The 21,313-nt window shown below is 57.1% G+C and carries 23 protein-coding genes and 4 tRNA genes; 18 read left to right on the top strand and 9 right to left on the bottom strand.

Going from position 1 to position 21,313, the window contains the following annotated elements; genetic code table 11:
• The first annotated feature begins 167 nt into the window (after positions 1-167).
• Positions 168-1,229 (top strand): AI-2E family transporter, encoded by a 1,062-nt coding sequence (locus tag ACA074_RS17720; RefSeq protein WP_401268327.1) that lies wholly within the window; start codon positions 168-170, stop codon positions 1,227-1,229.
• Here the strand turns inward: ACA074_RS17720 and ACA074_RS17715 are convergent.
• The 3 genes from ACA074_RS17715 to ACA074_RS17705 form a co-directional block, all read right to left on the bottom strand.
• Entirely contained in the window at positions 1,226-1,408 is a 183-nt protein-coding gene (locus tag ACA074_RS17715) for a hypothetical protein (protein ID WP_095190737.1), read from the bottom strand. The genes ACA074_RS17720 and ACA074_RS17715 overlap by 4 nt on opposite strands.
• A 102-nt stretch (positions 1,409-1,510) precedes the next feature.
• Positions 1,511-1,705 (bottom strand): hypothetical protein, encoded by a 195-nt coding sequence (locus ACA074_RS17710; RefSeq protein WP_016984641.1) that lies wholly within the window; start codon positions 1,703-1,705, stop codon positions 1,511-1,513.
• Between the two features lie 230 nt (positions 1,706-1,935).
• Complete coding sequence (locus ACA074_RS17705) at positions 1,936-2,295, bottom strand: hypothetical protein (protein WP_187677652.1); 360 nt, start codon at positions 2,293-2,295, stop codon at positions 1,936-1,938.
• 245 nt (positions 2,296-2,540) lie between these two features.
• Here ACA074_RS17705 and ACA074_RS17700 point away from each other — a divergent pair, with 245 nt between their 5' ends.
• Together ACA074_RS17700 and ACA074_RS17695 are read left to right on the top strand one after the other, a co-directional pair.
• Positions 2,541-3,359 carry a shikimate 5-dehydrogenase gene (locus ACA074_RS17700; RefSeq protein WP_497677493.1) on the top strand — a complete coding sequence of 273 codons (819 nt, stop codon included), beginning with the start codon at positions 2,541-2,543 and terminating at the stop codon, positions 3,357-3,359.
• 111 nt (positions 3,360-3,470) lie between these two features.
• Positions 3,471-3,989: a cupin domain-containing protein gene (locus tag ACA074_RS17695; protein WP_497657651.1), complete on the top strand. Its 519-nt coding sequence runs from the start codon at positions 3,471-3,473 to the stop codon at positions 3,987-3,989.
• Positions 3,990-4,061: 72 nt separating this feature from the next.
• Here ACA074_RS17695 and ACA074_RS17690 read toward each other — a convergent pair whose 3' ends face one another.
• Positions 4,062-4,706 (bottom strand): YceH family protein, encoded by a 645-nt coding sequence (locus ACA074_RS17690; protein WP_187677655.1) that lies wholly within the window; start codon positions 4,704-4,706, stop codon positions 4,062-4,064.
• A gap of 125 nt (positions 4,707-4,831) precedes the next feature.
• Between ACA074_RS17690 and ACA074_RS17685 the strand changes: the two genes are divergently transcribed.
• Positions 4,832-5,341: a DUF1993 domain-containing protein gene (locus ACA074_RS17685; RefSeq protein ID WP_123529389.1), complete on the top strand. Its 510-nt coding sequence runs from the start codon at positions 4,832-4,834 to the stop codon at positions 5,339-5,341.
• Between the two features lie 241 nt (positions 5,342-5,582).
• Here the strand turns inward: ACA074_RS17685 and sstT are convergent, their stop codons facing one another.
• On the bottom strand, positions 5,583-6,815 hold the full coding sequence (gene sstT, locus ACA074_RS17680) for a serine/threonine transporter SstT (RefSeq protein ID WP_497677492.1): 1,233 nt from the start codon (positions 6,813-6,815) through the stop codon (positions 5,583-5,585).
• Between the two features lie 337 nt (positions 6,816-7,152).
• Here sstT and ACA074_RS17675 point away from each other — a divergent pair, with 337 nt between their 5' ends.
• The gene (locus tag ACA074_RS17675; RefSeq protein ID WP_187677658.1) at positions 7,153-8,316 is read left to right on the top strand and encodes an MFS transporter; all 1,164 of its coding nucleotides are present in this window, start codon (positions 7,153-7,155) and stop codon (positions 8,314-8,316) included.
• Here the strand turns inward: ACA074_RS17675 and nhaR are convergent.
• Positions 8,311-9,210: a transcriptional activator NhaR gene (gene nhaR / locus ACA074_RS17670; RefSeq protein WP_401272096.1), complete on the bottom strand. Its 900-nt coding sequence runs from the start codon at positions 9,208-9,210 to the stop codon at positions 8,311-8,313. The two genes, ACA074_RS17675 and nhaR, sit on opposite strands and share 6 nt — an antisense overlap.
• A 133-nt stretch (positions 9,211-9,343) precedes the next feature.
• Between nhaR and ACA074_RS17665 the strand changes: the two genes are divergently transcribed.
• Together ACA074_RS17665 and ACA074_RS17660 are read left to right on the top strand one after the other, a co-directional pair.
• Entirely contained in the window at positions 9,344-9,586 is a 243-nt protein-coding gene (locus tag ACA074_RS17665) for a hypothetical protein (protein ID WP_187677660.1), read from the top strand.
• A 29-nt stretch (positions 9,587-9,615) separates the two neighbouring features.
• Positions 9,616-10,365 carry a TerC family protein gene (locus tag ACA074_RS17660; RefSeq protein WP_187677661.1) on the top strand — a complete coding sequence of 250 codons (750 nt, stop codon included), beginning with the start codon at positions 9,616-9,618 and terminating at the stop codon, positions 10,363-10,365.
• A gap of 74 nt (positions 10,366-10,439) precedes the next feature.
• Here the strand turns inward: ACA074_RS17660 and ACA074_RS17655 are convergent, their stop codons facing one another.
• A complete protein-coding gene (locus tag ACA074_RS17655; RefSeq protein ID WP_489880310.1) occupies positions 10,440-10,631 on the bottom strand; it encodes a hypothetical protein in 192 nt (63 codons plus the stop codon).
• 210 nt (positions 10,632-10,841) lie between these two features.
• Between ACA074_RS17655 and ACA074_RS17650 the strand changes: the two genes are divergently transcribed.
• From ACA074_RS17650 to ACA074_RS17640, 3 genes are all read left to right on the top strand, one after another.
• A complete protein-coding gene (locus tag ACA074_RS17650; RefSeq protein ID WP_497677491.1) occupies positions 10,842-11,513 on the top strand; it encodes a C39 family peptidase in 672 nt (223 codons plus the stop codon).
• A gap of 88 nt (positions 11,514-11,601) precedes the next feature.
• Positions 11,602-11,808 (top strand): DUF6021 family protein, encoded by a 207-nt coding sequence (locus ACA074_RS17645; RefSeq protein ID WP_489880308.1) that lies wholly within the window; start codon positions 11,602-11,604, stop codon positions 11,806-11,808.
• A gap of 12 nt (positions 11,809-11,820) precedes the next feature.
• On the top strand, positions 11,821-12,024 hold the full coding sequence (locus ACA074_RS17640) for a hypothetical protein (protein WP_305438702.1): 204 nt from the start codon (positions 11,821-11,823) through the stop codon (positions 12,022-12,024).
• 52 nt (positions 12,025-12,076) lie between these two features.
• Here ACA074_RS17640 and pbpG read toward each other — a convergent pair whose 3' ends face one another.
• Both pbpG and folD read right to left on the bottom strand, forming a co-directional pair.
• Positions 12,077-13,015 (bottom strand): D-alanyl-D-alanine endopeptidase, encoded by a 939-nt coding sequence (pbpG, locus tag ACA074_RS17635; protein ID WP_187680487.1) that lies wholly within the window; start codon positions 13,013-13,015, stop codon positions 12,077-12,079.
• 230 nt (positions 13,016-13,245) lie between these two features.
• Complete coding sequence (gene folD / locus ACA074_RS17630) at positions 13,246-14,100, bottom strand: bifunctional methylenetetrahydrofolate dehydrogenase/methenyltetrahydrofolate cyclohydrolase FolD (RefSeq protein WP_401272093.1); 855 nt, start codon at positions 14,098-14,100, stop codon at positions 13,246-13,248.
• Positions 14,101-14,375: 275 nt separating this feature from the next.
• Here folD and ACA074_RS17625 point away from each other — a divergent pair.
• The 8 genes from ACA074_RS17625 to lon all read left to right on the top strand — a co-directional run bounded on the left by ACA074_RS17625 (position 14,376) and on the right by lon (position 21,172).
• Positions 14,376-14,452, top strand: a tRNA-Arg gene (locus tag ACA074_RS17625).
• A 32-nt stretch (positions 14,453-14,484) separates the two neighbouring features.
• Positions 14,485-14,560, top strand: a tRNA-His gene (locus tag ACA074_RS17620).
• Positions 14,561-14,617: 57 nt separating this feature from the next.
• Positions 14,618-14,702: transfer RNA gene (locus ACA074_RS17615), tRNA-Leu, on the top strand.
• A gap of 76 nt (positions 14,703-14,778) precedes the next feature.
• Positions 14,779-14,854 (top strand) — tRNA-His (locus ACA074_RS17610).
• 323 nt (positions 14,855-15,177) lie between these two features.
• A complete protein-coding gene (tig, locus tag ACA074_RS17605; protein WP_497677490.1) occupies positions 15,178-16,488 on the top strand; it encodes a trigger factor in 1,311 nt (436 codons plus the stop codon).
• Positions 16,489-16,580: 92 nt separating this feature from the next.
• Positions 16,581-17,216: an ATP-dependent Clp endopeptidase proteolytic subunit ClpP gene (clpP, locus tag ACA074_RS17600; protein ID WP_007951559.1), complete on the top strand. Its 636-nt coding sequence runs from the start codon at positions 16,581-16,583 to the stop codon at positions 17,214-17,216.
• A 112-nt stretch (positions 17,217-17,328) separates the two neighbouring features.
• Entirely contained in the window at positions 17,329-18,612 is a 1,284-nt protein-coding gene (gene clpX / locus ACA074_RS17595) for an ATP-dependent Clp protease ATP-binding subunit ClpX (RefSeq protein ID WP_016775335.1), read from the top strand.
• 163 nt (positions 18,613-18,775) lie between these two features.
• Positions 18,776-21,172, top strand: a complete 2,397-nt coding sequence (gene lon, locus ACA074_RS17590; RefSeq protein ID WP_187680484.1) for an endopeptidase La — start codon at positions 18,776-18,778, stop codon at positions 21,170-21,172.
• The last annotated feature ends 141 nt before the right edge of the window (positions 21,173-21,313 follow it).

The raw sequence follows: 21,313 nt of genomic DNA, 5'->3' as shown, positions 1-21,313 counted from the left end.
TGCAGAAACAGGCGACGTCCTGACCGCCGCGCAATCGTGTAATTGCCCGTTCGCTGCGTGGCTCGCGCCGATCCGCAACTATGCTCCATGAATAAAGATGGCACTCGTGCACGCTACGGCTGACTAAGCACCGGGCGTGTTTGACGCCCGACTGACATGGATCGGACATGAACGTAAAAAGTCTTCAATTCAAATCCCTGACGGTGCTGCTGGTGCTGGTCACGGTGGCCTTTATCTGGATTCTGTTGCCGTTCTACGGCGCGGTGTTCTGGGCGGTGATTCTCGGCATTCTGTTTGCGCCGATGCAGCGTCGCTTGCAGGCGAAGTTCGGCTGGCAGCGCAACCTCACGTCTTTGTTTACGTTAAGCATCTGTCTGGTGATCGCGATTCTGCCCGTGATCATCATCAGCTTGTTGCTGGTGCAGGAGGGGATGACGGTTTACAAGAATATCGAGAGCGGCGAGTTGGATATCGCGGCGTATCTGGCGCAATTCAAACACAGCCTGCCGCAATACTTTCAGCATCTGCTCGACCGGTTCGGCATGGGCGAACTCAATGCGCTGCGCGAAAAAATCGTCAAGGCAGCCATGCAGGGCAGCCAGGTGCTGGCGAGTCAGGCGTTCAGTTTTGGCCAGGGCACGTTCGAGTTTGTGGTGAGTTTTTTCATCATGCTTTATCTGTTGTTTTTCTTACTGCGTGACGGCCCCGAACTCGCGCGCAAGGTGCGCACCGCCTTACCGCTGGAGGAAAATCACAAGCGCCGTTTGCAATTGAAATTCAACCGGGTGGTGCGCGCGACGGTCAAGGGTAATGTGCTGGTGGCAATCACACAGGGCGCGCTGGGCGGGGCGATTTTCTGGTTTCTCGACATCCCCAGCGCGTTGCTGTGGGCGGTGTTGATGGCGTTTCTGTCGCTGTTGCCGGCGGTGGGGGCGGGGATTGTCTGGGCGCCGGTGGCGCTTTACTTCCTGCTCAGCGGGATGATCTGGCAGGGCGTGGTGCTGGGGTTGTTCGGGGTGTTCGTGATTGGCTTGGTGGACAACGTGCTGAGGCCGATCCTTGTGGGCAAGGACACTCGGATGCCCGACTACATGATTTTGATCTCGACCTTGGGCGGTCTGGCTGTGTTCGGCCTGAACGGATTCGTGATCGGGCCGTTGATCGCTGCGCTGTTCATGTCCAGCTGGGCGCTGTTCGTCGAGACCAAACCCAAGGTGCAACTGCCTTAGGCGTGAAACGGAGCGCTGATGAACTGTTGCGACAAGGCCTGCGCCGCCGGCAATGAGGTGAGCGGGCCGCTGATTGCTTCGCCGTCGCGCACCACATACCAACAGGCGAGCAGTCCCAGCTCTCTGAGTGGTGCGGGAACGGCGCTGCCGATTACCGACATGATTTGAACCTGAGCCATGACAAATACCTCCATCAAACGATGGGGCTACCTTAGGGATTTGCCGTTCTCAGGGACAATCAACGCTTTTGATAGTGGTCATTGATAACAGTGAGGGCTGCTTCAATCGACCACTTGATCAAGCATGTGCATGACTTCACGCTCATTGAGCAGGCCCTTGTGCACAAGGTTTTCCGCCAATAGCGAAAGAAACTTGGCGCAGCGGTGCCCTTCAAGGTGCTTGAGTTCGGTCAGCGCGCTGTACACCTTGCTTGAGGTGCACAGGCCGACGATGCGGTGCGGGTTTTGTGTTGGCATAGAGTCGTCCTTGTTGTTATCAACCTGTTGTTTGCGGACGGATTCAGATTGCAGTTCCGCCATGACAAAAAGATGACCGTTTAATGTTTGGCTCCCAACGGTCAAATCCATCATGCCGACTTTAGCTGTTGAAACTGTCCTCACAGCGACCTTGGCGAGATTTTTTCAGACGCCTGCCGACCGACGGTCATAAAAAAGCCCCGCTATAAAAGCGGGGCTCTGTGTTTCTGTTACCAGCGTGGGCCGCCGTAGTAGCCATGAGGGCGACCGTAATAACCACGGGGAGGGCCGTAGTAAACCGGGGCCGGTTGCACGTAAACCGGTTGCTGCACATAAACCGGCGCCGGCTGGTAGTAAACCGGTGGTGGCGGCTGTTGCACGTAAACCGGTTGCGGTTGAACGTAAACCGGCTGTTGCTGCACGTACACCGGTCGGTCCTGGTTGATCAGCGCCGAGCCGATGATGGCCGAGCCGACGATCGCGCCAAACACCGCAGGGCCTTGCCAGCCATGGCCACCACCGGCTTCTGCCTGGCCCGTGACAGCGAGTGCGCCAATCAGTAAGGCCATAATGGGGAGTTTACGAATCATGATAGTTCCTCGGTTCTTCGACCCGGCGTCCGGGCCTGCACCAGGCCCAAAGTTGTCGCGGGGATACTTCTAAGACAGCAACATTTTGAAAAACAGCACGGCCGCTGAGTAAATTTTGTGTAAGGTCTGTACCGCCATCTTTACCGGCCCGCCAAGGCCCGGTGCAGACGAGCGATATCATCGAACAGAACCCGATGGGCTGGCTAATCCCGTCCATCCGAAAGTGCGTTTGAAGGAGAAGTTTCATGCAGATGAACCCGAACAAAGACACCCAGCTGTGCATGTCCCTGTCGGCGCGCCCAGGGAATTTCGGTCTGCGTTTTCATAACCATTTGTATGAGCAACTGGGCCTGAATTTCTATTACAAGGCCTTCAGCAGCCAGGATCTGACCGGCGCGGTCGGCGGAATCCGGGCGTTGGGCATTCGTGGTTGCGGCGTGTCGATGCCGTTCAAGGAAGCCTGCATTGCGCTGGTCGATGAGCTGGATGCGTCGGCGGCGGCGATCCAATCGATCAACACCATTGTGAATACCAAGGGCCACCTCAAGGCTTACAACACCGATTACATCGCCATCGCACAACTGCTGGAAACCCACGCGGTGCCCAAGGATTCGACCTTTGCCCTGCGCGGCAGTGGCGGCATGGCCAAAGCGGTGGCCAGTGCCTTGCGTGATGGCGGTTATAAAAACGGTTTGATCGTCGCGCGCAATGAGCGCGCCGGACGTGCGCTGGCGGATTCGCTGGGGTATCGCTGGCAGGCTGAGCTGGGCGATGTGCGCCCGCAGATGCTGATCAACGTAACGCCGGTGGGCATGGACGGCGGCCCGGAAGCGGGGCAACTGGCATTTGAGCCTGAGGTGATACAAGCGTCTGAGACCGTGTTTGATGTGGTGGCGATTCCTTCGGAAACGCCACTGATTGTGCGTGGACGAGCAGAAGGCAAGCGGGTGATTACCGGGCTGGAAGTGATCGCGATTCAAGCGCTGGAGCAGTTTGTGTTGTACACCGGCGTGCGGCCGACCGAAGAGCAGTTTCAGGCGGCGGTGACGTTTGCCCGGAGCTGAATTGTTGCGCTGACTGGTCGGGCCTCATCGCTGGCACGATTATCCGGTTGCCTATACTGCTCGACCAGCAAGCACAGACTTGTCCATCCACAAAAAAAACCGAGGTTCAGCATGCATCCGCCCATCCTCAATCTGCATCAGGTCGAACTCGAATCCCTGCCCGAAGCCTTGGCCCCCGAAGGCGAAACTGCCGGACGTTATCAGCAGCGCATGGCCCGGATCGGCCAGCAACTCGGCGCGCAGAAACTCGGTTATCGACTGTATGCACTGCCGCCGGGCATGCGCGGCAGTCCGTTTCACAGTCATCGGGTCAATGAGGAGATGTTTTACGTAGTGGCCGGGGAAGGCGAGGTGCGTCTGGGCGCCGAGCGTTTTCCGATCCGCGCCGGCGATGTCATCGCCTGCCCAGCGGGCGGCCCGGAAATGGCGCATCAGATCATCAACACCAGCTTGACTGAACTGCGTTATCTGGCGGTCAGCACTCAGCAGCAGCCGGACATTTGTGAATACCCGGATTCGAACAAATATGCGGTGATGGACAACTTCAAGGTTGATGCCCAGGGCAATGCTTCAGGCTTTGTCGCGGTGGCTCGGCAGGCGGACGGGGTTGATTACTGGGATGGTGAGTGAAACGGCGAGTTTGCAGGCAGGCGCATAACCTGTTGGAGCGAGCTTGCTCGCTCCAACAGGGGGCGGTGGTGATTATTCCAGTCGGGCCAGGCGCTCTTCCAGCGCTGCAATCCGCGCCTCAAGCTCTTCGATGCGCTCGACGGAAACACCGCCGCTCGCGCGTTCGCCCGGATTCTGCCGCGCCGCCATAATCGCCTCGATGTCCGCCGGATCGCCCAGCGCATGGGTGTAGCGATCTTCGCGCTGCCCGGCCTGACGCGGAATCAACACAGCCAATCCGCGCGCAATGAGACGCTCCAACTGATGCACCACTTGCTCGGCATCTTCAAATTCATGCATGCGTCCGCTGCGGGTCAGCAATTCATTGACGGTCTGCGGACCGCGCAGAAACATCAGCCCGGTCAGAATCACCTGTGCCGGCACCAGTTCCAGCGCCTTGTCGACCTTGTGCTCCCAGCGGTCGGCGCGACTTCCCATTACAAGCTTGGCAAAACCGCGTCCTTCCAGAGCACGCAGGCTCTGGCCGACCTGGCCTGGGGTCAGGTTCATCACCGGTTCGCGGCTGGTTTTCTGATTGCAAGCCGTGACCAGTGCGTTGAGGGTCAGCGGATAGGTTTCCGGGCTGGTGGCCTGTTTCTCGATCAACGAGCCCAGGATGCGGATTTCCGTGGCATTGAGCCGTGGCTCGTCGAAGGTGGATTCTTGTTCAGTGGTCATCGCGCGTTCCCTCAGCAGTCGAAGGCGCCTAGCCTAATCCTTGCCAAACAAAAGGCAAGCCGTGTGGTCATCAAGCATGGCTATAATCGCCCCACGTTCCACCCAGCCACTACCACGAGACTGCCATGACTATTTCCCTGTACGCCGCATCCGTCCCGGTTTTTCAACAAATGCTCAACGCCCTGAGCGATGTGCTGAAAAAGGCTGAAGCCCACGCCACCGAGAAAAACATCGACCCGAACGCCTTCCTGCAAGCGCGCCTGTACCCGGACATGTTCCCGCTGGTGCGTCAGGTGCAGATTGCCGTCGATTTCGCCAAAGGTGTTTCCTCGCGTCTGGCTGAAGTCGAAGTGCCGAAATACGACGACACTGAAACCACCTTCGCCGAGCTGCAAGCGCTGATCGCCAAGGTTCTGGCCTACATCGGCGAGATCAAGCCTGAGCAGATCAATGGCAAGGAAGGCATCGAAATCGTCACCCGTCCGGGCACACCAAAAGAGAAGCGCTTCAGCGGTCAGGCTTATCTGCTGACTTACGGTTTGCCGCAGTTCTTCTTCCACGTCACCACCACTTATGCGCTGCTGCGCCATAACGGTGTTGAAGTGGGCAAGCGCGATTACATGGGCGCGTTCTAAATCGCCAGAAGCCCCTCACCCTAACCCTCTCCCAGGGGAGAGGGGACTGATCGCGTTGTTTGTTCGAGATACGCCGACCTGATCTATCGAGTCGAACTCAGGTTTTGAACAGCACACAAATCAGCTCCCTTTCCCCCTCGCCCCCTTGGGGGGAGAGGGTTGGGGTGAGGGGGGAAAGATCTCAGGCACAAAAAAGCCCGCCCAGGTTCACAACTCGGCGGGCTTTTCATTGCGGCGATGATTACGCGGTACGTTGAGCTTTCTCTTCCTCACCCAAACAAGCCGCTGCGGTAAACAGCACATCAGTAGACGAGTTCAGCGCAGTTTCGGCCGAATCCTGCAACACCCCAATGATGAAACCGACCGCCACCACCTGCATGGCGATCTCGCTTGGGATGCCGAAGAGGCTGCACGCCAGCGGAATCAGCAGTAGCGAACCACCGGCCACACCCGAAGCACCGCAGGCGCAGATCGCCGCCACGACGCTGAGCAGGATGGCGGTGGGAATGTCCACGGCAATGCCCAAGGTATGTACGGCCGCGAGGGTCAGCACGGTGATGGTGATCGCCGCGCCCGCCATGTTGATGGTCGCACCCAGCGGGATCGACACCGAATACGTGTCTTCATGCAGGCCCAGACGTTTGCTCAACTCCAGATTGACCGGAATGTTCGCCGCCGAACTGCGGGTGAAGAACGCGGTGATACCGCTTTCACGCAGGCACTTGAGAGTCAGCGGGTACGGGTTGCGACGCAACTTCCAGAACACGATCAACGGGTTCATCACCAGTGCTACGAAGAGCATGCAGCCCAAAAGCACAGCGAGCAGGTGTGCGTAACCGATCAGCGCGCCGAAACCTGAGGTGGCAAGGGTCGACGCCACCAGACCGAAAATACCCAGCGGCGCAAAACGGATCACCACCCGCACGATCACGGTGACGCCGTTGGACAGATCGCCGAGCACTTCGCGCGTCGTATCACCGGCATGGCGAATCGCGACGCCCATGCCGATCGCCCACGCCAGAATGCCGATGAAGTTGGCGTTCATCAGCGCACTCACCGGGTTGTCGACCACGCTCAACAGCAAGCTTTGCAGCACTTCGGCGATACCGCCCGGTGCGGTCACCGCAATGTTGTCGGTGGACAGCACCAGGTGCGACGGAAACGTCATGCTGGCAACCACCGCGACCACCGCCGCAGCGAACGTGCCCAGCAAATAAAGGAACAGGATCGGCCGAATATGGGTTTCCTGACCGTGCTTGTGGTTGGCAATCGAGGCCATCACCAGCACAAATACCAGGATCGGCGCCACGGCTTTCAGCGCCGACACGAATACCTTGCCGATAAATGCGCTGGCTTTCGCCGCGTCCGGGGCAAACATCGCCAGGGCGATGCCGGCAATCAGGCCGATCAGGATCTGCGCGACCAGACTCAAGTTCTTGATGCGGTGCAATAGAGAAGGTGAAGAAGCGGTCATAACGGCATCTCTGATTTTTTATAGGGTGCAAGGCTGCGTGAGCGCGGTGACAAAATCGGGGGCAGGCCACCGTCACGAGCCGAAAGGGCTGACGCTGTATCAACGCCAATAAACTTGGTGTTGAACAGGCTGTACGTTTTTCAGGGCGCGGACTTTATCACAGCGTAGGCTTTGTCCTTCAGGCCTGTGACGATCTGCCACTCGATTGATCGGCAAGTCGGCAGCTTTGTGCAAGTCAGGCTGGAAACACTCTGTTAAGATTCTCCATCATCATTTTCAAGTTCTGCCAGCGGGCCTTCCGGTCATCGCTGGTGTCGTCGTTTTGCTGGAGTTCCCCATGCTGTTGCCCATCCTTCTGTTGTCTGCCGCCGGATTCACGGTACTGACCACGGAATTCGTCATCGTCGGCCTGCTGCCGGCGATTGCCCGCGACCTTGCGGTCACCATCCCGCAGGCCGGGCTGCTGGTCACGCTGTTCGCCTTTACTGTGGCGATGTTCGGCCCATTCCTGACCGCGTATTTCGCCCGCTTCGAGCGCCGCAAGCTGTTCATCAGCATTTTGATCATGTTCGGCCTGGCCAATACCGTTGCCGCACTGGCGCCGAACATCTGGGTGATGGCGATTGCCCGATTGATCCCGGCGCTGGGTCTTCCAGTGTTCTGGGCACTGGCCAGCGAGACGGCCGTGGACATCGTCGGCCCGGACTTCGCCGGCCGTGCCATCGCCAAGATCGGCTTCGGTATCGTCTGCGCCACGGTGTTCGGCATTCCTGTCGGCACGCTGATTTCCGATGCATTGGGCTGGCGCAGCGCGTTCGGCATCCTCGCGGTGATCGCGTTTGCCAAGGCGCTGTTGCTGTTTGTTTATTTGCCAAAAACCAATCTGCACCAGCATCAGGTCAGCTTCCGCTCGCAGTTCAAGATCCTGCGCAGCCCGTTGATGATCGGCCACATCGTGCTGTCGATCCTGGTGTTCAGCGGCATGTTTACCGTTTACACCTATCTGGCGGACATCCTTGAGCGCCTGGCGGGTTTCAACGGCACGGTGGTTGGCTGGTGCCTGATGGGCTTTGGCGCGGTCGGTCTGATCGGCAACTCGTTGGGCGGCCGTGCGGTGGATCGGCATCCGCTGGGGGCGTCGGTATTGTTCTGTGCGTTCATGATTGCCGGCATGGTGTCGCTGGTGCCGAACATTCATTCGCCGCTGGGGCTGACGGTGGCGATGGGCATCTGGGGCGTGACCCAGGCGGCGTTGTTCCTGGTCAGCCATGTGCGCCTGATGAAAGCCGCGCCAGAAGCGCCGGCCTTCGCCGCCTCGTTGAATATTGCCGGGGCCAATCTGGGGATTGGCCTGGGCGCCATGGTCGGTGGTCGGGTTATCGACAGCGCGGGTCTGGGCTTTCTCGGATTCGCCGCTGCAGGGTTTATTCTGCTGTCGGTATTCCTCGCCATGGTGTTGATGACGCTCAAGCCGCGCGAAATGTGCACAGACGCCTCATAAGGTAGTAAACAACTCGCGTCGGGCACCTTCGGTAATCGCAACGATGCCGGGGTGCTTGACCTTGCGCTCCACCGAAATGGCGTAGAACGACTCGGTCACCGCGTCCGTCTGGCCAATCAACTGAACGCCGTACTGGCGCTTCACCTCATCGGCAATCACGCTCGGGCCGATAAAAATCCCGCTGCCGGATTGGCCGAATGCCTGCATCAAGGCACTGTCATCGAACTCGCCGACGATCTGCGGCTGGATCTGCTGCTCGGCGAACCAGCGCTGCAAACGACTGCGCACCACGGTTTCCGCCCCGGGAATCAACAGCGGTGCACCGTGCAGGCTGCGCGGAAAATCCTGCCCGTAACGCGCCGCCAGTTCGGCGGTGGCGAAAAAACTGATCCCGCATTCGCCGAGTTTCTGACTGTAGCCCTTGATGTCGAGGTGCGATGGCATCGGGCTGTCGGAGATCACCAGATCCAGCCGCTGGATGGCCAGGTCTGCCAGCAATCGTTCGAGTTTGTCTTCGCGGCAGGTGATGCGCAGTGGCTCGTTCAACTCCATGGTCGGTGCGATCAGGCGATAGACGATGGATTTCGGCACCACATCGGCGACGCCGACGCGGAACAGGATCTGCTGTTCATTGGGCTGGGCGCGCAGCATCAGTTCCAGTTCGCCGCCGAGCTGAAACATCTGTTCGGCGTAGGGCAGGGCCTGACGCCCGGCTTCGGTGAGTTCCAGTTGCCGGCCAACCCGTTTGAACAACTCGATGCCGTAAGTCTGTTCGAGCAGGGAAATCTGCCCGCTGATGGTCTGCGGGGTCAGGTTCAGTTGCTCGCAGGCGCGCACGATGCTGCCGGTTTTGGCTACAACCCAGAAGTAGTGCAGCTGTCGGTAATTGAGCATGGTGTTCTTCAGTTCGTAAAAACCGAAGTATAGCCGCTAAAAAAACGAATTTTCCTGAAGTGTTTGCCTCCCTAGAATGCCCAGCCATCGACGGCCGGTCTGCGACCCTGTCTGTTCATTCGAAGGAAACCTCATGAAATACACATTCCCTGTCCTGATGTTTACGTCTTTACTGGTTCTGGCCGGTTGCGATCAGGCCGAGAAAAGCGCCCAGCAGTTGATGGGCAAGGCGGCTGAAAGCGCCAAGCAAGCCATCGACGATACCCATAAAGCCGCCGAACAGGCGCTCAGTGATGCCACTGGCGGGTTGATCGAGAAAAAAGAATCAACGGAAAAAGATGCGGAACAATCCGAATCGTCCTCCAAAACCATCTAAACCGTATTACACAGAGTCAGGACTGAACCATGGAATATCTGTTGGAACTCGCCGCCAGCCCCACCGCTTGGGTTGCTTTGGCCACACTGGTGGTGATGGAAATCGTGCTCGGCATCGATAACCTGATCTTTATCTCGATCCTGACCAACAAACTGCCCGAGCAGCACCGGCAGAAAGCGCGCCGCATCGGTATTGGCATGGCGTTGATTCTGCGCCTGGCGCTGTTGAGCACCATCGCCTTCATCGTGCAGTTGACTGAGCCAGTCATCGAAATCCTCGGCCAGGCCTTCTCCTGGAAGGACATGATCCTGATCGCCGGTGGTCTGTTCCTGGTCTGGAAAGCGACGACCGAGATTCACCACAGCATGGACCCGTCGCCGGAAGACCCGAAATCGGCCACCTCGACAGTGACCTTGGGCTTTGCCGCCGCCATTGGCCAGATCCTGCTGCTCGACATGGTGTTCTCGATCGACAGCATCATTACTGCGGTCGGTATGACCGAACACTTGCCGATCATGATCATCGCGGTGGTGGTGTCGGTACTGGTGATGTTGCTTGCGGCTGATCCGCTGGCCAAGTTCATCAACGACAATCCGACTGTCGTGATGCTGGCCCTGGGCTTCCTGATCATGATCGGCATGACGCTGATCGCCGAAGGCTTCGGTGCCCACGTACCGAAAGGTTATGTGTATGCAGCGATGGCGTTCTCGGCGGGGATTGAAGTGCTGAACATGTTGTCGCGCCGGGCCCGGCAGAAGAAGTTGGCTGTGCAAGCGTAAACGCTGACAAGCCAAAAGGCCGCCTGAACTCCCGGAGTTCAGGCGGCCTTTTTGTTGGTGGCTTTTAGAGGCGGTCAGTGCGCAGTTACGTGACGTACACGATGCTTCACGGCTTTTTCAGCGGGTGCGGACTGAACAGGGTGGTGATGACGCCGCGCAATCCGCAACACGCCCCACAACATGGCGGCGGCAACAGCCAGCCAACCGGCAATCAACATTACGATAGTCATGGTCAGGCTCATCAGTGCCTCCTCTTCGCCCTGCATCGGGCACACGCTTTTTCAATTCGTTCTGTTTCAGTGACAGTCTAGTCAACCAGGTGTTTCAGGCTATTGACCAAAGGTCGGTGGTGACCAATCAGTTCGCTCTATGCAATCGATGTCTCTACGGTTTAAGGCTATACCGCAGCCTTGCACCACCCTATGATCGTGAACCTTGCCGGAACACGATGACCGGCGTCTGAACAGAGAGTGACAATGGTGCAGGTATTTTCTCGAATTCGTGCAGCGCTGTTGTCGGTTGGCTGCGCGGCCCTTTTGGTCGGGTGTGCAGGCAATGTTGCGCCCGAGGTCAAGCGATTGCCGGAGCGGGTCGAGCTGAGCGGCACGTTCTATCGCGGCGAAGCCAATCAGTCCGGTCCGCAAGTGCTGGCCAGCCTGTTGTCGCAGCAGGGCATCGTGATTACCCCGGGTTTGCTGGAAAAGCCGCTGCACCTGCCCGGCGGCGAGGACAAGTTGCAGCAAAATATCCAGAACCTGGCTCGGGAATACGGCATGGTCGTGTATCCGTTGGACAAGAGCTTGCCAGCGTTGCTGACTCAGGTCGCGGCGGGTTATCCAGTGATGGTGCGCTTCAGCGAGGGCTCGGCGTTCTGGGCTGAACCGCGCTACGCGATTCTCTCCGGCTACGATCGTAATAAACAGAACGTGCTGTTGCGTGCGGGCATGAACCGTCGCGAATTGATGAGTTTCAGTGCTTTTGAATCGGCATTCGAAAAGTCCGGCGGCTGGGCCATATTGATCCAGAAGCCTTCGCAGATTCCGGCATCAGTTGATCGTCAGCGCTGGCTCAAGGCTGCCGATGAGCTATCCCGGGCGGGTCAGGAGCCGGAAGCGGCGCAGGCGCGCAAGGCGCTGACTGGGCACTGAGTTCCGTTCGTCATCTGCCGGGCACGACTGCACCCGGCAGGCCTCTCACGGTTATAGCCCGTAATTCGCGGGCAAATCAGGAGGCGACATGACAGATTCTCCATCCCCTCAAGGCCCGCATTCTTCCGAGCATTCCTCAGGTGATGATCTGGGATTTGATCCGGATTCGCCGGATGTCGCCGATCCGCAAGTCGACCCGATCGGTCCCGCCAAGGCGCCGAAGGATGTGAAGCCAGGCGAGGACAGCCAAAAACCGGCCAAACCCTATGATCCTTTAGCCGATCTGAAACCTTGATGCGAGGTGCGTATGAGTACCGATTCAAGCTTCGATGACCAAAAGCCGGACAGCGTGCCGACTACGCCTGAAGAGGGCGTGGATCCGGTGCTGGATCCGGACAGTCCATTGCGCGATCCAATGGCCCGGCCGTTGGTGGCGCCAGGGCTTGCGCCAGATCCGAGTAAGGGCGATGGCATTCCCGACGATGACCAAATGCCATTGCCTAATGATTGATTCGCAGAAAGCAAAAAGCCCCGATCACTCGGGGCTTTTTTTGTGCTGCTATTTACTTTGAGGCTTCAACTACGCCGCTCTGGCGCGACTTCAGGTTTTTCTCGGCCTTGTACTGTTGAGCCACCGCTGGAACGGCGGCGCTCTTGCCGGTCTCGACCCAACTGCGGATACGGCTGGCATCGGCAAAGTGCGTGTATTTACCGAATGCATCAAGAATCACCAGGGCAACCTGACGGTTGCCCATACTCGTTACCAGCACCAGGCAATGCCCGGCCTGATTGGTGAAGCCGGTCTTGGTGATCTTGATGTCCCAATTGTCCTTGTTCACCAGATGGTCGGTGTTACGGAAACCCAAGGTGTAGTTGGGTTTGCGAAACGCCACGGTTTTTTCCTTGGTAGTGCTCAGTTGGGTGAGCAGCGGTTGTTTGTGCGCGGCTACCAGCAACTTGCTCAAGTCGCGGGCGGTAGACACGTTGCGCGGTGACAGGCCGGTGGGCTCGACAAAATGAGTGCTGGTCATGCCCAGCGCTTTCGCCTTGGCATTCATTGCCGCGATAAACGCTGCGTAGCCACCCGGATAGTGATGCGCGAGGCTGGCGGCCGCGCGGTTCTCCGAGGACATCAGTGCGATCAGCAGCATCTCGCGACGCGGCAGTTCACTCTTCAGTTTGACTCGGGAGAACACGCCCTTCATTTCCGGCGTTTGACTGATATCGACATCGATCCATTCGTCCATGTTCTGTCGCGCTTCAACCACGACCAGGCCAGTCATCAGTTTGCTGACGGAAGCGATCGGCACGATCACGTCAGGGTTACTGGAGTAGATGACTTTATTGGTCTGCATATCCATTAGCAGGGCGCTGCCGGAGGCGATCTTCAGTTGCGAAGCGTCACGAGGGGCAGCGGTGGTTTCCGCAGCGTTGATCGTTGGCGTGATGAATGTGCCTGTAAATGCAAAAAACAGGCTCAGTATCGAAAGACGAATTTTCACGCGGGCGAACTCATAAAGGTTGGATATTCCGTTAGTTTGTAACGGGTTATTTCTTCAAAGCGTCGCATTCTAGAAGTATGGCTGAAGATCTGTCGATGGTTGTTTGAACGAGCTGAAAATCTCGTGAAAAGGCCTGTAAAAAGAGGGGTTTCCGGCGAACGGTTAGTGTTTTTTCTCAGGCATGAAAAACCCCGCGCAAGGCGGGGTCCTTGTACTGCCGTAAATACCGATCAGACGTGCAGGGTTTCTGCTGCGTAAAGGGTGTTTTCCAGCAGGCAGGCACGGGTCATCGGGCCGACGCCGCCCGGTACCGGAGTGATCCAGCCGGCGCGGGGCAGGGCGGTTTCGTACACGACGTCACCGACCAGTTTGCCGTCTTCCTGACGGTTGATGCCGACGTCGATCACGATCGCGCCTTCCTTGATCCACTCGCCCTTGACCAGTCCCGGCTTGCCGGCGGCCACGACCACCAGGTCGGCGCGACCGACATGGCCAGCCAGATCCTTGGTGAAGCGGTGGGTCACAGTCACGGTGCAGCCGGCCAGCAACAGCTCCATCGCCATTGGGCGACCGACGATGTTGGAAGCACCGACGACCACTGCATCCATGCCATAAAGATCAGCGCCCGTGCTTTCCAGCAAGGTCATGATGCCTTTTGGGGTGCAGGGGCGCAGCAATGGAATCCGCTGGGCCAGACGGCCGACGTTATAAGGATGGAAACCGTCAACGTCTTTGTCCGGGCGGATGCGTTCCAGCAGCTTGGAAGCGTCCAGGTGCTCGGGCAGTGGCAGTTGAAGCAGGATACCGTCGATTGCCGGATCGTCATTGAGACGATCGATCAGATCGGTCAGCGCCTGCTGAGTGGTTTCAGAGGGCAGGTCGTAGGCTTGAGAGAGGAAGCCGACCTCTTCACAGTCTTTACGCTTGTGCGAGACATAAACCTGAGAGGCAGGATCGCTGCCGACCAGGATCACCGCGAGGCCGGGAGTGCGCAGGCCTTGCTGGCGACGCTCGGCAACTCGTTGGGCGATCTGCTGGCGCAGGCTGGCGGCGATCGATTTGCCGTCGATTAGTTGTGCAGTCATTGCGCGTGATTAACCATCGAGAGGGGAAAAAATGAGAACGCATTCTCGCATGTCGTGCGGTGAGGGCAAAGGCGCTTGGTCAGCAAATTCCCCTAACTCCTTTAATTAAATGAATTTTTTTCAAAAAGGATTTGACGACCTTGGGAGCGCTCTATACTATTCGTCGCACTTGTCGGGCACAGCCTAGCACTGGTTAAGAAGGTGAAGCGGAATCAAGGTTCTGCGACGCTGGAAAGCACTTAGTTTGTAGTCCTTTAAGAGTACAGATTAATAAGGCGCCCGTAGCTCAGCTGGATAGAGCATCCGCCTTCTAAGCGGATGGTCGCAGGTTCGAGTCCTGCCGGGTGCGCCATTAGGCAGCTTTGGCACAAGTAGCGCGATATGGTGGGCGTAGCTCAGTTGGTAGAGCACGGGATTGTGACTCCCGTTGTCGTGGGTTCGATCCCCATCGTCCACCCCATATTTCGAAAGGCGCCAGATTTAACGGTCTGGCGCCTTTGCTTTAAAAGCTTCATCCGCGGATGTGGTGGAATTGGTAGACACACTGGATTTAGGTTCCAGCGCCGCGAGGCGTAAGAGTTCGAGTCTCTTCATCCGCACCAATTAAAGCTTCATTCATGTCTTCGGGCTGGTGAGGTTCAACAAAGAAGTTGTTTGGCTTTTTTGTTACGCAATATGGTGGGCGTAGCTCAGTTGGTAGAGCACGGGATTGTGACTCCCGTTGTCGTGGGTTCGATCCCCATCGTCCACCCCATATTTCGAAAGGCGCCAGATTTAACAGTCTGGCGCCTTTTTTGTTTTACGGATTCGAATTTTCGGCGACCGCCGGCTCGGGTCGCAGGAAAGGTGATGCAGCGGCGCTTCTATATATAGAAGAGGTCGGCGCAGAGCCTTGGCGAGATTAGCTGTATTTGCGAACAGGGCGGGTTATAACCGTTTGTCCCCGCCTTCAAATTGCCTGCTGTTTTTTTACCCGTTTTCAGTAGGGTGACTTCTTGAGTTTGACCCACTAGAATGCATGCCCTTGATTCTGGGGTCGGAAACGGCCGGCTAACGTCTGTGCAACGAGGAATATCCATGCAAGTTTCTGTTGAAAATACTACTGCTCTCGAGCGCCGCATGAGCGTCACCGTGCCGGCAGAGCGCATCGAGACTCAGGTCAACAAGCGTCTGCAGCAGACTGCCCAAAAGGCCAAGATTGCTGGCTTCCGTCCAGGCAAAGTGCCAATGAGCGAAATCAAGCGCCGTTTCGGTGCTGATGCTCGTCAGGAAGCTGTTGGTGATGTCATCCAGTCCTCCTTCTACGAAGCTGTGGTTGAGCAGAAGCTGAACCCGGCGGGTTCGCCTTCGATCGAGCCCAAGTCGCTGGAAGCTGGCAAGGATCTGGAATACGTTGCCGTATTCGAAGTGTTCCCTGAGTTCACCGTTGCCGGCTTCGACGGCATCACCGTTGAGCGCCTGAACGCTGAAGTGGCTGACGCTGACCTGGACAAAATGCTGGACATCCTGCGCAAGCAGAACACCCGTTTCGAAGTGGCCGATCGCGCTGCCCAGAACGAAGACCAGCTGAACATCGATTTCGTTGGCAAGGTTGACGGCGAAGTATTCGCTGGCGGTTCCGCCAAGGGTACTCAGCTGGTTCTGGGTTCCGGCCGCATGATCCCAGGCTTCGAAGAAGGCCTGGTTGGCGCTAAAGCTGGCGAAGAGCGCGTTCTGAACCTGACCTTCCCTGAGGACTATCAGAACCTGGACCTGGCTGGCAAAACCGCCGAGTTCACCGTGACTGTAAACACCGTTTCCGAACCAAAACTGCCAGAGCTGAACGAAGAGTTCTTCGCTCAATTCGGCATCAAGGAAAGCGGCATCGACGGTTTCCGCACCGAAGTTCGCAAGAACATGGAGCGTGAACTGCGTCAGGCGATCAAATCCAAGGTCAAGAATCAGGTAATGGACGGTCTGCTGGCCACCAACCCGATCGAAGTGCCTAAGGCTCTGCTGTCCAACGAAGTTGACCGTCTGCGCGTGCAGGCTGTTCAGCAGTTCGGTGGCAACATCAAGCCTGACCAACTGCCGGCCGAGCTGTTCGAAGAGCAAGCCAAGCGCCGCGTAGTGCTGGGTCTGATCGTGGCTGAAGTGGTCAAGCAGTTCGACCTCAAGCCGGACGAAGCCCGCGTTCGTGAAATGATTCAGGAAATGGCTTCCGCTTACCAAGAGCCTGAGCAGGTTGTGTCCTGGTACTACAAGAACGACCAGCAACTGAACGAAGTTCGTTCGGTTGTGCTGGAAGAACAAGTTGTGGATACTGTTCTGCAGAAAGCTAGCGTGACCGACAAATCGGTCTCTTACGAAGAAGCGGTCAAGCCGGTAGAAGCTCCACAAGCCGACTGATTGTTTTTGCGTTAAGAAGTGCTCACATAAGCCAGCTCTCGAGCTGGCTTATGCGTATTCAAGACATAACTATTTGGGAGTGACTGCAGAGCATGTTCCGTAATTCGTATATTCAGCAGAACTCTGATATCCAGGCCGCAGGCGGCCTGGTTCCGATGGTTGTCGAGCAATCTGCTCGTGGCGAACGCGCCTATGACATCTACTCGCGCCTGCTCAAGGAGCGAGTGATCTTTCTGGTTGGTCCGGTAGAGGACTACATGGCCAACCTGATCTGCGCGCAACTGCTGTTCCTTGAAGCGGAAAACCCGGACAAGGACATCCATCTCTATATCAACTCCCCGGGCGGTTCGGTGACAGCGGGCATGTCGATCTACGACACCATGCAGTTCATCAAACCCAACGTATCGACCACCTGCATCGGCCAGGCCTGCAGCATGGGCGCTTTCCTGCTGACCGCAGGTGCTCCAGGCAAGCGTTTCTGCCTGCCGAACTCGCGTGTGATGATTCACCAGCCACTGGGCGGGTTCCAGGGCCAGGCGTCGGATATCGAAATCCATGCCAAGGAAATCCTCTTCATTCGCGAGCGCCTGAACACGCTGATGGCCAAGCACAGCGGTCGCACTCTGGAAGAAATCGAGCGCGATACCAACCGCGATAACTTCATGAGTGCAGAAGCTGCGAAGGAATATGGCTTGATCGACGAAGTCATCAACCAGCGCCCAGCTTAAAATAAGCAGCTCAAAATAGGCTTGGTCGGCGCGTCTGATCAGCGGCGGGCTTGAAAAAGCCCGCAATAGCCTTCATCTTGTGTTGCAAGCCTATCGGATTTGGATCGAACGAATGACTGACACCCGCAACGGCGAGGACAACGGCAAGCTGCTCTATTGCTCCTTCTGTGGCAAAAGCCAGCATGAAGTGCGCAAATTGATTGCCGGCCCCTCGGTCTTTATCTGCGACGAGTGCGTCGACCTGTGCAATGACATCATCCGCGAGGAGGTGCAGGAAGCCCAGGCCGAAAGCAGCGCGCATAAATTGCCTTCGCCTAAAGAAATCAGCGGCATCCTTGACCAATATGTGATTGGTCAGGAGCGTGCGAAAAAGGTTTTGGCCGTAGCGGTGTACAACCACTACAAGCGCCTGAACCAGCGTGACAAAAAGGCTGACGACGTCGAACTCGGCAAGAGCAACATCCTGCTGATCGGCCCGACAGGCTCCGGTAAAACCCTGCTGGCCGAAACACTGGCCCGCCTGCTGAACGTTCCGTTCACCATCGCTGACGCAACCACCCTCACCGAGGCCGGTTACGTGGGTGAAGATGTCGAGAACATCATTCAGAAACTGCTGCAGAAGTGCGATTACGACGTAGAGAAAGCCCAGATGGGTATTGTCTACATCGACGAAATCGACAAGATTTCCCGCAAGTCCGACAACCCGTCGATCACCCGCGATGTATCCGGTGAAGGCGTGCAGCAGGCCTTGCTCAAGTTGATCGAAGGCACGGTCGCTTCCGTACCGCCGCAAGGTGGCCGTAAGCATCCGCAGCAGGAATTCCTGCAGGTCGACACCCGTAACATCCTGTTCATCTGCGGTGGTGCGTTCTCGGGTCTCGAGAAGGTCATCCAGAACCGTTCCACCAAGGGTGGCATCGGTTTCAACGCAGAAGTACGTAGCAAGGAAGAGGGCAAGAAAGTCGGTGAATCCCTGCGTGAAGTCGAGCCTGACGATCTGGTCAAGTTCGGTCTGATCCCGGAGTTCGTCGGTCGTCTGCCGGTCCTCGCGACGCTGGACGAGCTGGATGAGGCTGCGCTGATGCAGATTCTCACCGAGCCGAAAAATGCTCTGACCAAACAGTATGCAAAGCTGTTCGAGATGGAAGGCGTGGATCTGGAATTCCGTTCCGACGCGCTGAAATCGGTCGCCAAGCGTGCCCTGGAACGTAAAACCGGTGCACGTGGTCTGCGCTCGATTCTCGAAGGTGTACTGCTCGACACGATGTATGAGATCCCCTCGCAGTCCGAGGTGAGCAAAGTCGTGATCGATGAAAGCGTGATCGAAGGCAAGTCCAAGCCACTGTATATCTACGAGAACAGTGAGCCGACAGCCAAGGCAGCGCCGGACGCTTAAGCGTCCACTCTGCCGGAATAAAGAAGGGGCCTTCGGGCCTCTTTTTTTTTATGTCGTTTTTTACATCTGCTTTGCGCTTGTTTTTTTTCAAGGCAGCCCCCATCTTGGTTTCAAGCTTAATTCCATCTGATTACGGCCATATGGCCGCCGTAGAGGCGAAATCATGAAGACAACCATCGAATTGCCTCTCCTGCCATTGCGTGATGTCGTGGTTTATCCGCACATGGTTATCCCGCTGTTCGTGGGGCGCGAGAAATCCATCGAAGCCCTCGAGGCAGCGATGACGGGCGACAAGCAGATCCTGCTGTTGGCCCAGAGAAACCCGGCTGATGATGATCCCGGTGAAGACGCTCTCTATCGCGTAGGTACCATCGCCACTGTTCTACAGCTGCTCAAGCTGCCTGACGGCACCGTCAAGGTGCTGGTCGAGGGTGAGCAGCGCGGTACCGTTGAGCGCTTCAGCGAAGTCGACGGCCACTGCCGCGCCGAAGTGTCGCTGATCGAAGAAGTCGACGCTGCCGAGCGCGAATCCGAAGTGTTCGTGCGCACGCTGCTGTCGCAATTCGAACAATATGTGCAGTTGGGCAAGAAAGTCCCGGCTGAAGTCCTGTCGTCGCTCAACAGCATCGATGAGCCGGGTCGCCTGGTCGATACCATGGCCGCACACATGGCGCTAAAGATCGAGCAGAAGCAGGAAATCCTCGAAATTATCGATTTGTCGGCCCGGGTCGAGCACGTTTTGGCGTTGCTCGACGCCGAAATCGATCTGCTGCAAGTCGAAAAGCGTATTCGTGGTCGCGTCAAAAAGCAGATGGAGCGCAGTCAGCGCGAGTACTACCTGAACGAGCAGATGAAGGCCATTCAGAAAGAGCTCGGCGATAGCGACGAAGGCCACAATGAAATCGAAGATCTGAAAAAGCGTATCGACGCTGCCGGTCTGCCGAAAGATGCGCTGGCCAAGGCCACTGCCGAGTTGAACAAGCTCAAGCAAATGTCGCCGATGTCCGCCGAGGCCACCGTGGTGCGCTCGTACATCGACTGGCTGGTGCAGGTGCCGTGGAAGGCCCAGAGCAAGGTGCGTCTGGATCTGGCGCGCGCAGAAGACATTCTCGATGCCGATCACTACGGTCTCGAAGAGGTCAAGGAGCGCATCCTTGAATACCTCGCCGTGCAAAAACGCGTGAAGAAAATCCGTGGCCCGGTGTTGTGCCTGGTCGGTCCTCCTGGTGTAGGTAAAACCTCGCTGGCGGAGTCGATTGCCCACGCCACCAACCGCAAATTCGTGCGTATGGCCCTTGGTGGTGTGCGTGATGAAGCGGAAATTCGCGGTCACCGCCGGACTTACATCGGTTCGATGCCGGGAAGATTGATTCAAAAGATGACAAAAGTGGGGGTACGCAACCCGCTGTTCCTGCTCGATGAAATCGACAAAATGGGCAGCGATATGCGTGGCGATCCGGCGTCGGCATTGCTGGAAGTGCTCGATCCCGAGCAGAACCACAACTTCAACGATCACTATCTGGAAGTCGATTACGACCTGTCGGATGTGATGTTCCTGTGCACTTCGAACTCGATGAATATCCCGCCGGCGCTGCTCGACCGGATGGAAGTGATCCGTCTGCCGGGCTACACCGAAGACGAGAAGATCAACATCGCGGTCAAATACCTGTCGCCAAAACAGATCGCAGCCAATGGTCTGAAGAAAGGCGAGCTGGAATTCGACGCGGAAGCGATCCGCGACATCATTCGTTACTACACCCGTGAAGCCGGCGTGCGTGGCCTTGAACGTCAGATTGCCAAGGTCTGCCGCAAGGCGGTGAAAGAGCACGCGCTGGAAAAACGTTTCTCGGTGAAAGTGACAGCTGAATTGCTGGAGCACTTCCTCGGCGTGCGGAAGTTTCGCTACGGCCTGGCTGAGCAACAGGATCAGATCGGTCAGGTCACCGGCCTTGCCTGGACTCAGGTTGGCGGCGAATTGCTGACCATTGAAGCGGCAGTTGTTCCGGGTAAAGGTCAGTTGATCAAGACGGGTTCGCTGGGCGACGTCATGGTCGAATCGATTACTGCTGCTCTGACCGTGGTGCGCAGCCGCGCGAAGAGTTTGGGCATTCCTCTGGACTTCCACGAGAAGCGCGACACGCACATCCACATGCCGGAAGGGGCTACCCCGAAAGACGGTCCTAGCGCCGGTGTAGGCATGTGCACTGCGTTGGTGTCGGCTTTGACCGGGATCCCGGTGCGCGCCGATGTCGCCATGACTGGCGAAATCACCCTGCGTGGTCAGGTGCTGGCTATTGGCGGTCTGAAGGAAAAACTGTTGGCGGCACACCGCGGCGGAATCAAGATTGTGATTATTCCGGAAGAGAACGTGCGCGATCTGAAGGAGATTCCTGACAATATCAAGCAGGATCTGCAGATTAAACCGGTTAAATGGATTGACGAGGTCCTGCAAATTGCGCTGCAATACGCGCCGGAGCCCTTGCCGGATGTGGCTCCGGAGATAGTTGCCAAGGACGAAAAACGTGAGTCTGACTCTAAGGAAAGAATTAGCACGCATTAATACGTTTTTGACTGGGTGGCTTCCTTGACAGCTTTTTAGAGCCCTTGTTATAAAGCGGCTCTTAAGTGTCTGTAGGCCATTCAGCACTCGTTTTTGCTTTCACCAAAAAACTTAGAATCATCTCAAAATAGATATAAGGGG

The sequence above is a fragment of the Pseudomonas sp. LBUM1655 genome, from assembly GCF_059716085.1.
This window is presented reverse-complemented; position numbering and strand designations above follow the sequence as displayed.

Coding starts and splice junctions, on each gene's coding strand:
- ACA074_RS17720 (WP_401268327.1), top strand. CDS start 168: ATGAACGTAAAAAGTCTTCAATTCAAATCCCTGACGGTGCTGCTGGTG.
- ACA074_RS17715 (WP_095190737.1), bottom strand. CDS start 1,408: ATGGCTCAGGTTCAAATCATGTCGGTAATCGGCAGCGCCGTTCCCGCA.
- ACA074_RS17710 (WP_016984641.1), bottom strand. CDS start 1,705: ATGCCAACACAAAACCCGCACCGCATCGTCGGCCTGTGCACCTCAAGC.
- ACA074_RS17705 (WP_187677652.1), bottom strand. CDS start 2,295: ATGATTCGTAAACTCCCCATTATGGCCTTACTGATTGGCGCACTCGCT.
- ACA074_RS17700 (WP_497677493.1), top strand. CDS start 2,541: ATGCAGATGAACCCGAACAAAGACACCCAGCTGTGCATGTCCCTGTCG.
- ACA074_RS17695 (WP_497657651.1), top strand. CDS start 3,471: ATGCATCCGCCCATCCTCAATCTGCATCAGGTCGAACTCGAATCCCTG.
- ACA074_RS17690 (WP_187677655.1), bottom strand. CDS start 4,706: ATGACCACTGAACAAGAATCCACCTTCGACGAGCCACGGCTCAATGCC.
- ACA074_RS17685 (WP_123529389.1), top strand. CDS start 4,832: ATGACTATTTCCCTGTACGCCGCATCCGTCCCGGTTTTTCAACAAATG.
- sstT (WP_497677492.1), bottom strand. CDS start 6,815: ATGACCGCTTCTTCACCTTCTCTATTGCACCGCATCAAGAACTTGAGT.
- ACA074_RS17675 (WP_187677658.1), top strand. CDS start 7,153: ATGCTGTTGCCCATCCTTCTGTTGTCTGCCGCCGGATTCACGGTACTG.
- nhaR (WP_401272096.1), bottom strand. CDS start 9,210: ATGCTCAATTACCGACAGCTGCACTACTTCTGGGTTGTAGCCAAAACC.
- ACA074_RS17665 (WP_187677660.1), top strand. CDS start 9,344: ATGAAATACACATTCCCTGTCCTGATGTTTACGTCTTTACTGGTTCTG.
- ACA074_RS17660 (WP_187677661.1), top strand. CDS start 9,616: ATGGAATATCTGTTGGAACTCGCCGCCAGCCCCACCGCTTGGGTTGCT.
- ACA074_RS17655 (WP_489880310.1), bottom strand. CDS start 10,631: ATGCAGGGCGAAGAGGAGGCACTGATGAGCCTGACCATGACTATCGTA.
- ACA074_RS17650 (WP_497677491.1), top strand. CDS start 10,842: ATGGTGCAGGTATTTTCTCGAATTCGTGCAGCGCTGTTGTCGGTTGGC.
- ACA074_RS17645 (WP_489880308.1), top strand. CDS start 11,602: ATGACAGATTCTCCATCCCCTCAAGGCCCGCATTCTTCCGAGCATTCC.
- ACA074_RS17640 (WP_305438702.1), top strand. CDS start 11,821: ATGAGTACCGATTCAAGCTTCGATGACCAAAAGCCGGACAGCGTGCCG.
- folD (WP_401272093.1), bottom strand. CDS start 14,100: ATGACTGCACAACTAATCGACGGCAAATCGATCGCCGCCAGCCTGCGC.
- tig (WP_497677490.1), top strand. CDS start 15,178: ATGCAAGTTTCTGTTGAAAATACTACTGCTCTCGAGCGCCGCATGAGC.
- clpP (WP_007951559.1), top strand. CDS start 16,581: ATGTTCCGTAATTCGTATATTCAGCAGAACTCTGATATCCAGGCCGCA.
- clpX (WP_016775335.1), top strand. CDS start 17,329: ATGACTGACACCCGCAACGGCGAGGACAACGGCAAGCTGCTCTATTGC.
- lon (WP_187680484.1), top strand. CDS start 18,776: ATGAAGACAACCATCGAATTGCCTCTCCTGCCATTGCGTGATGTCGTG.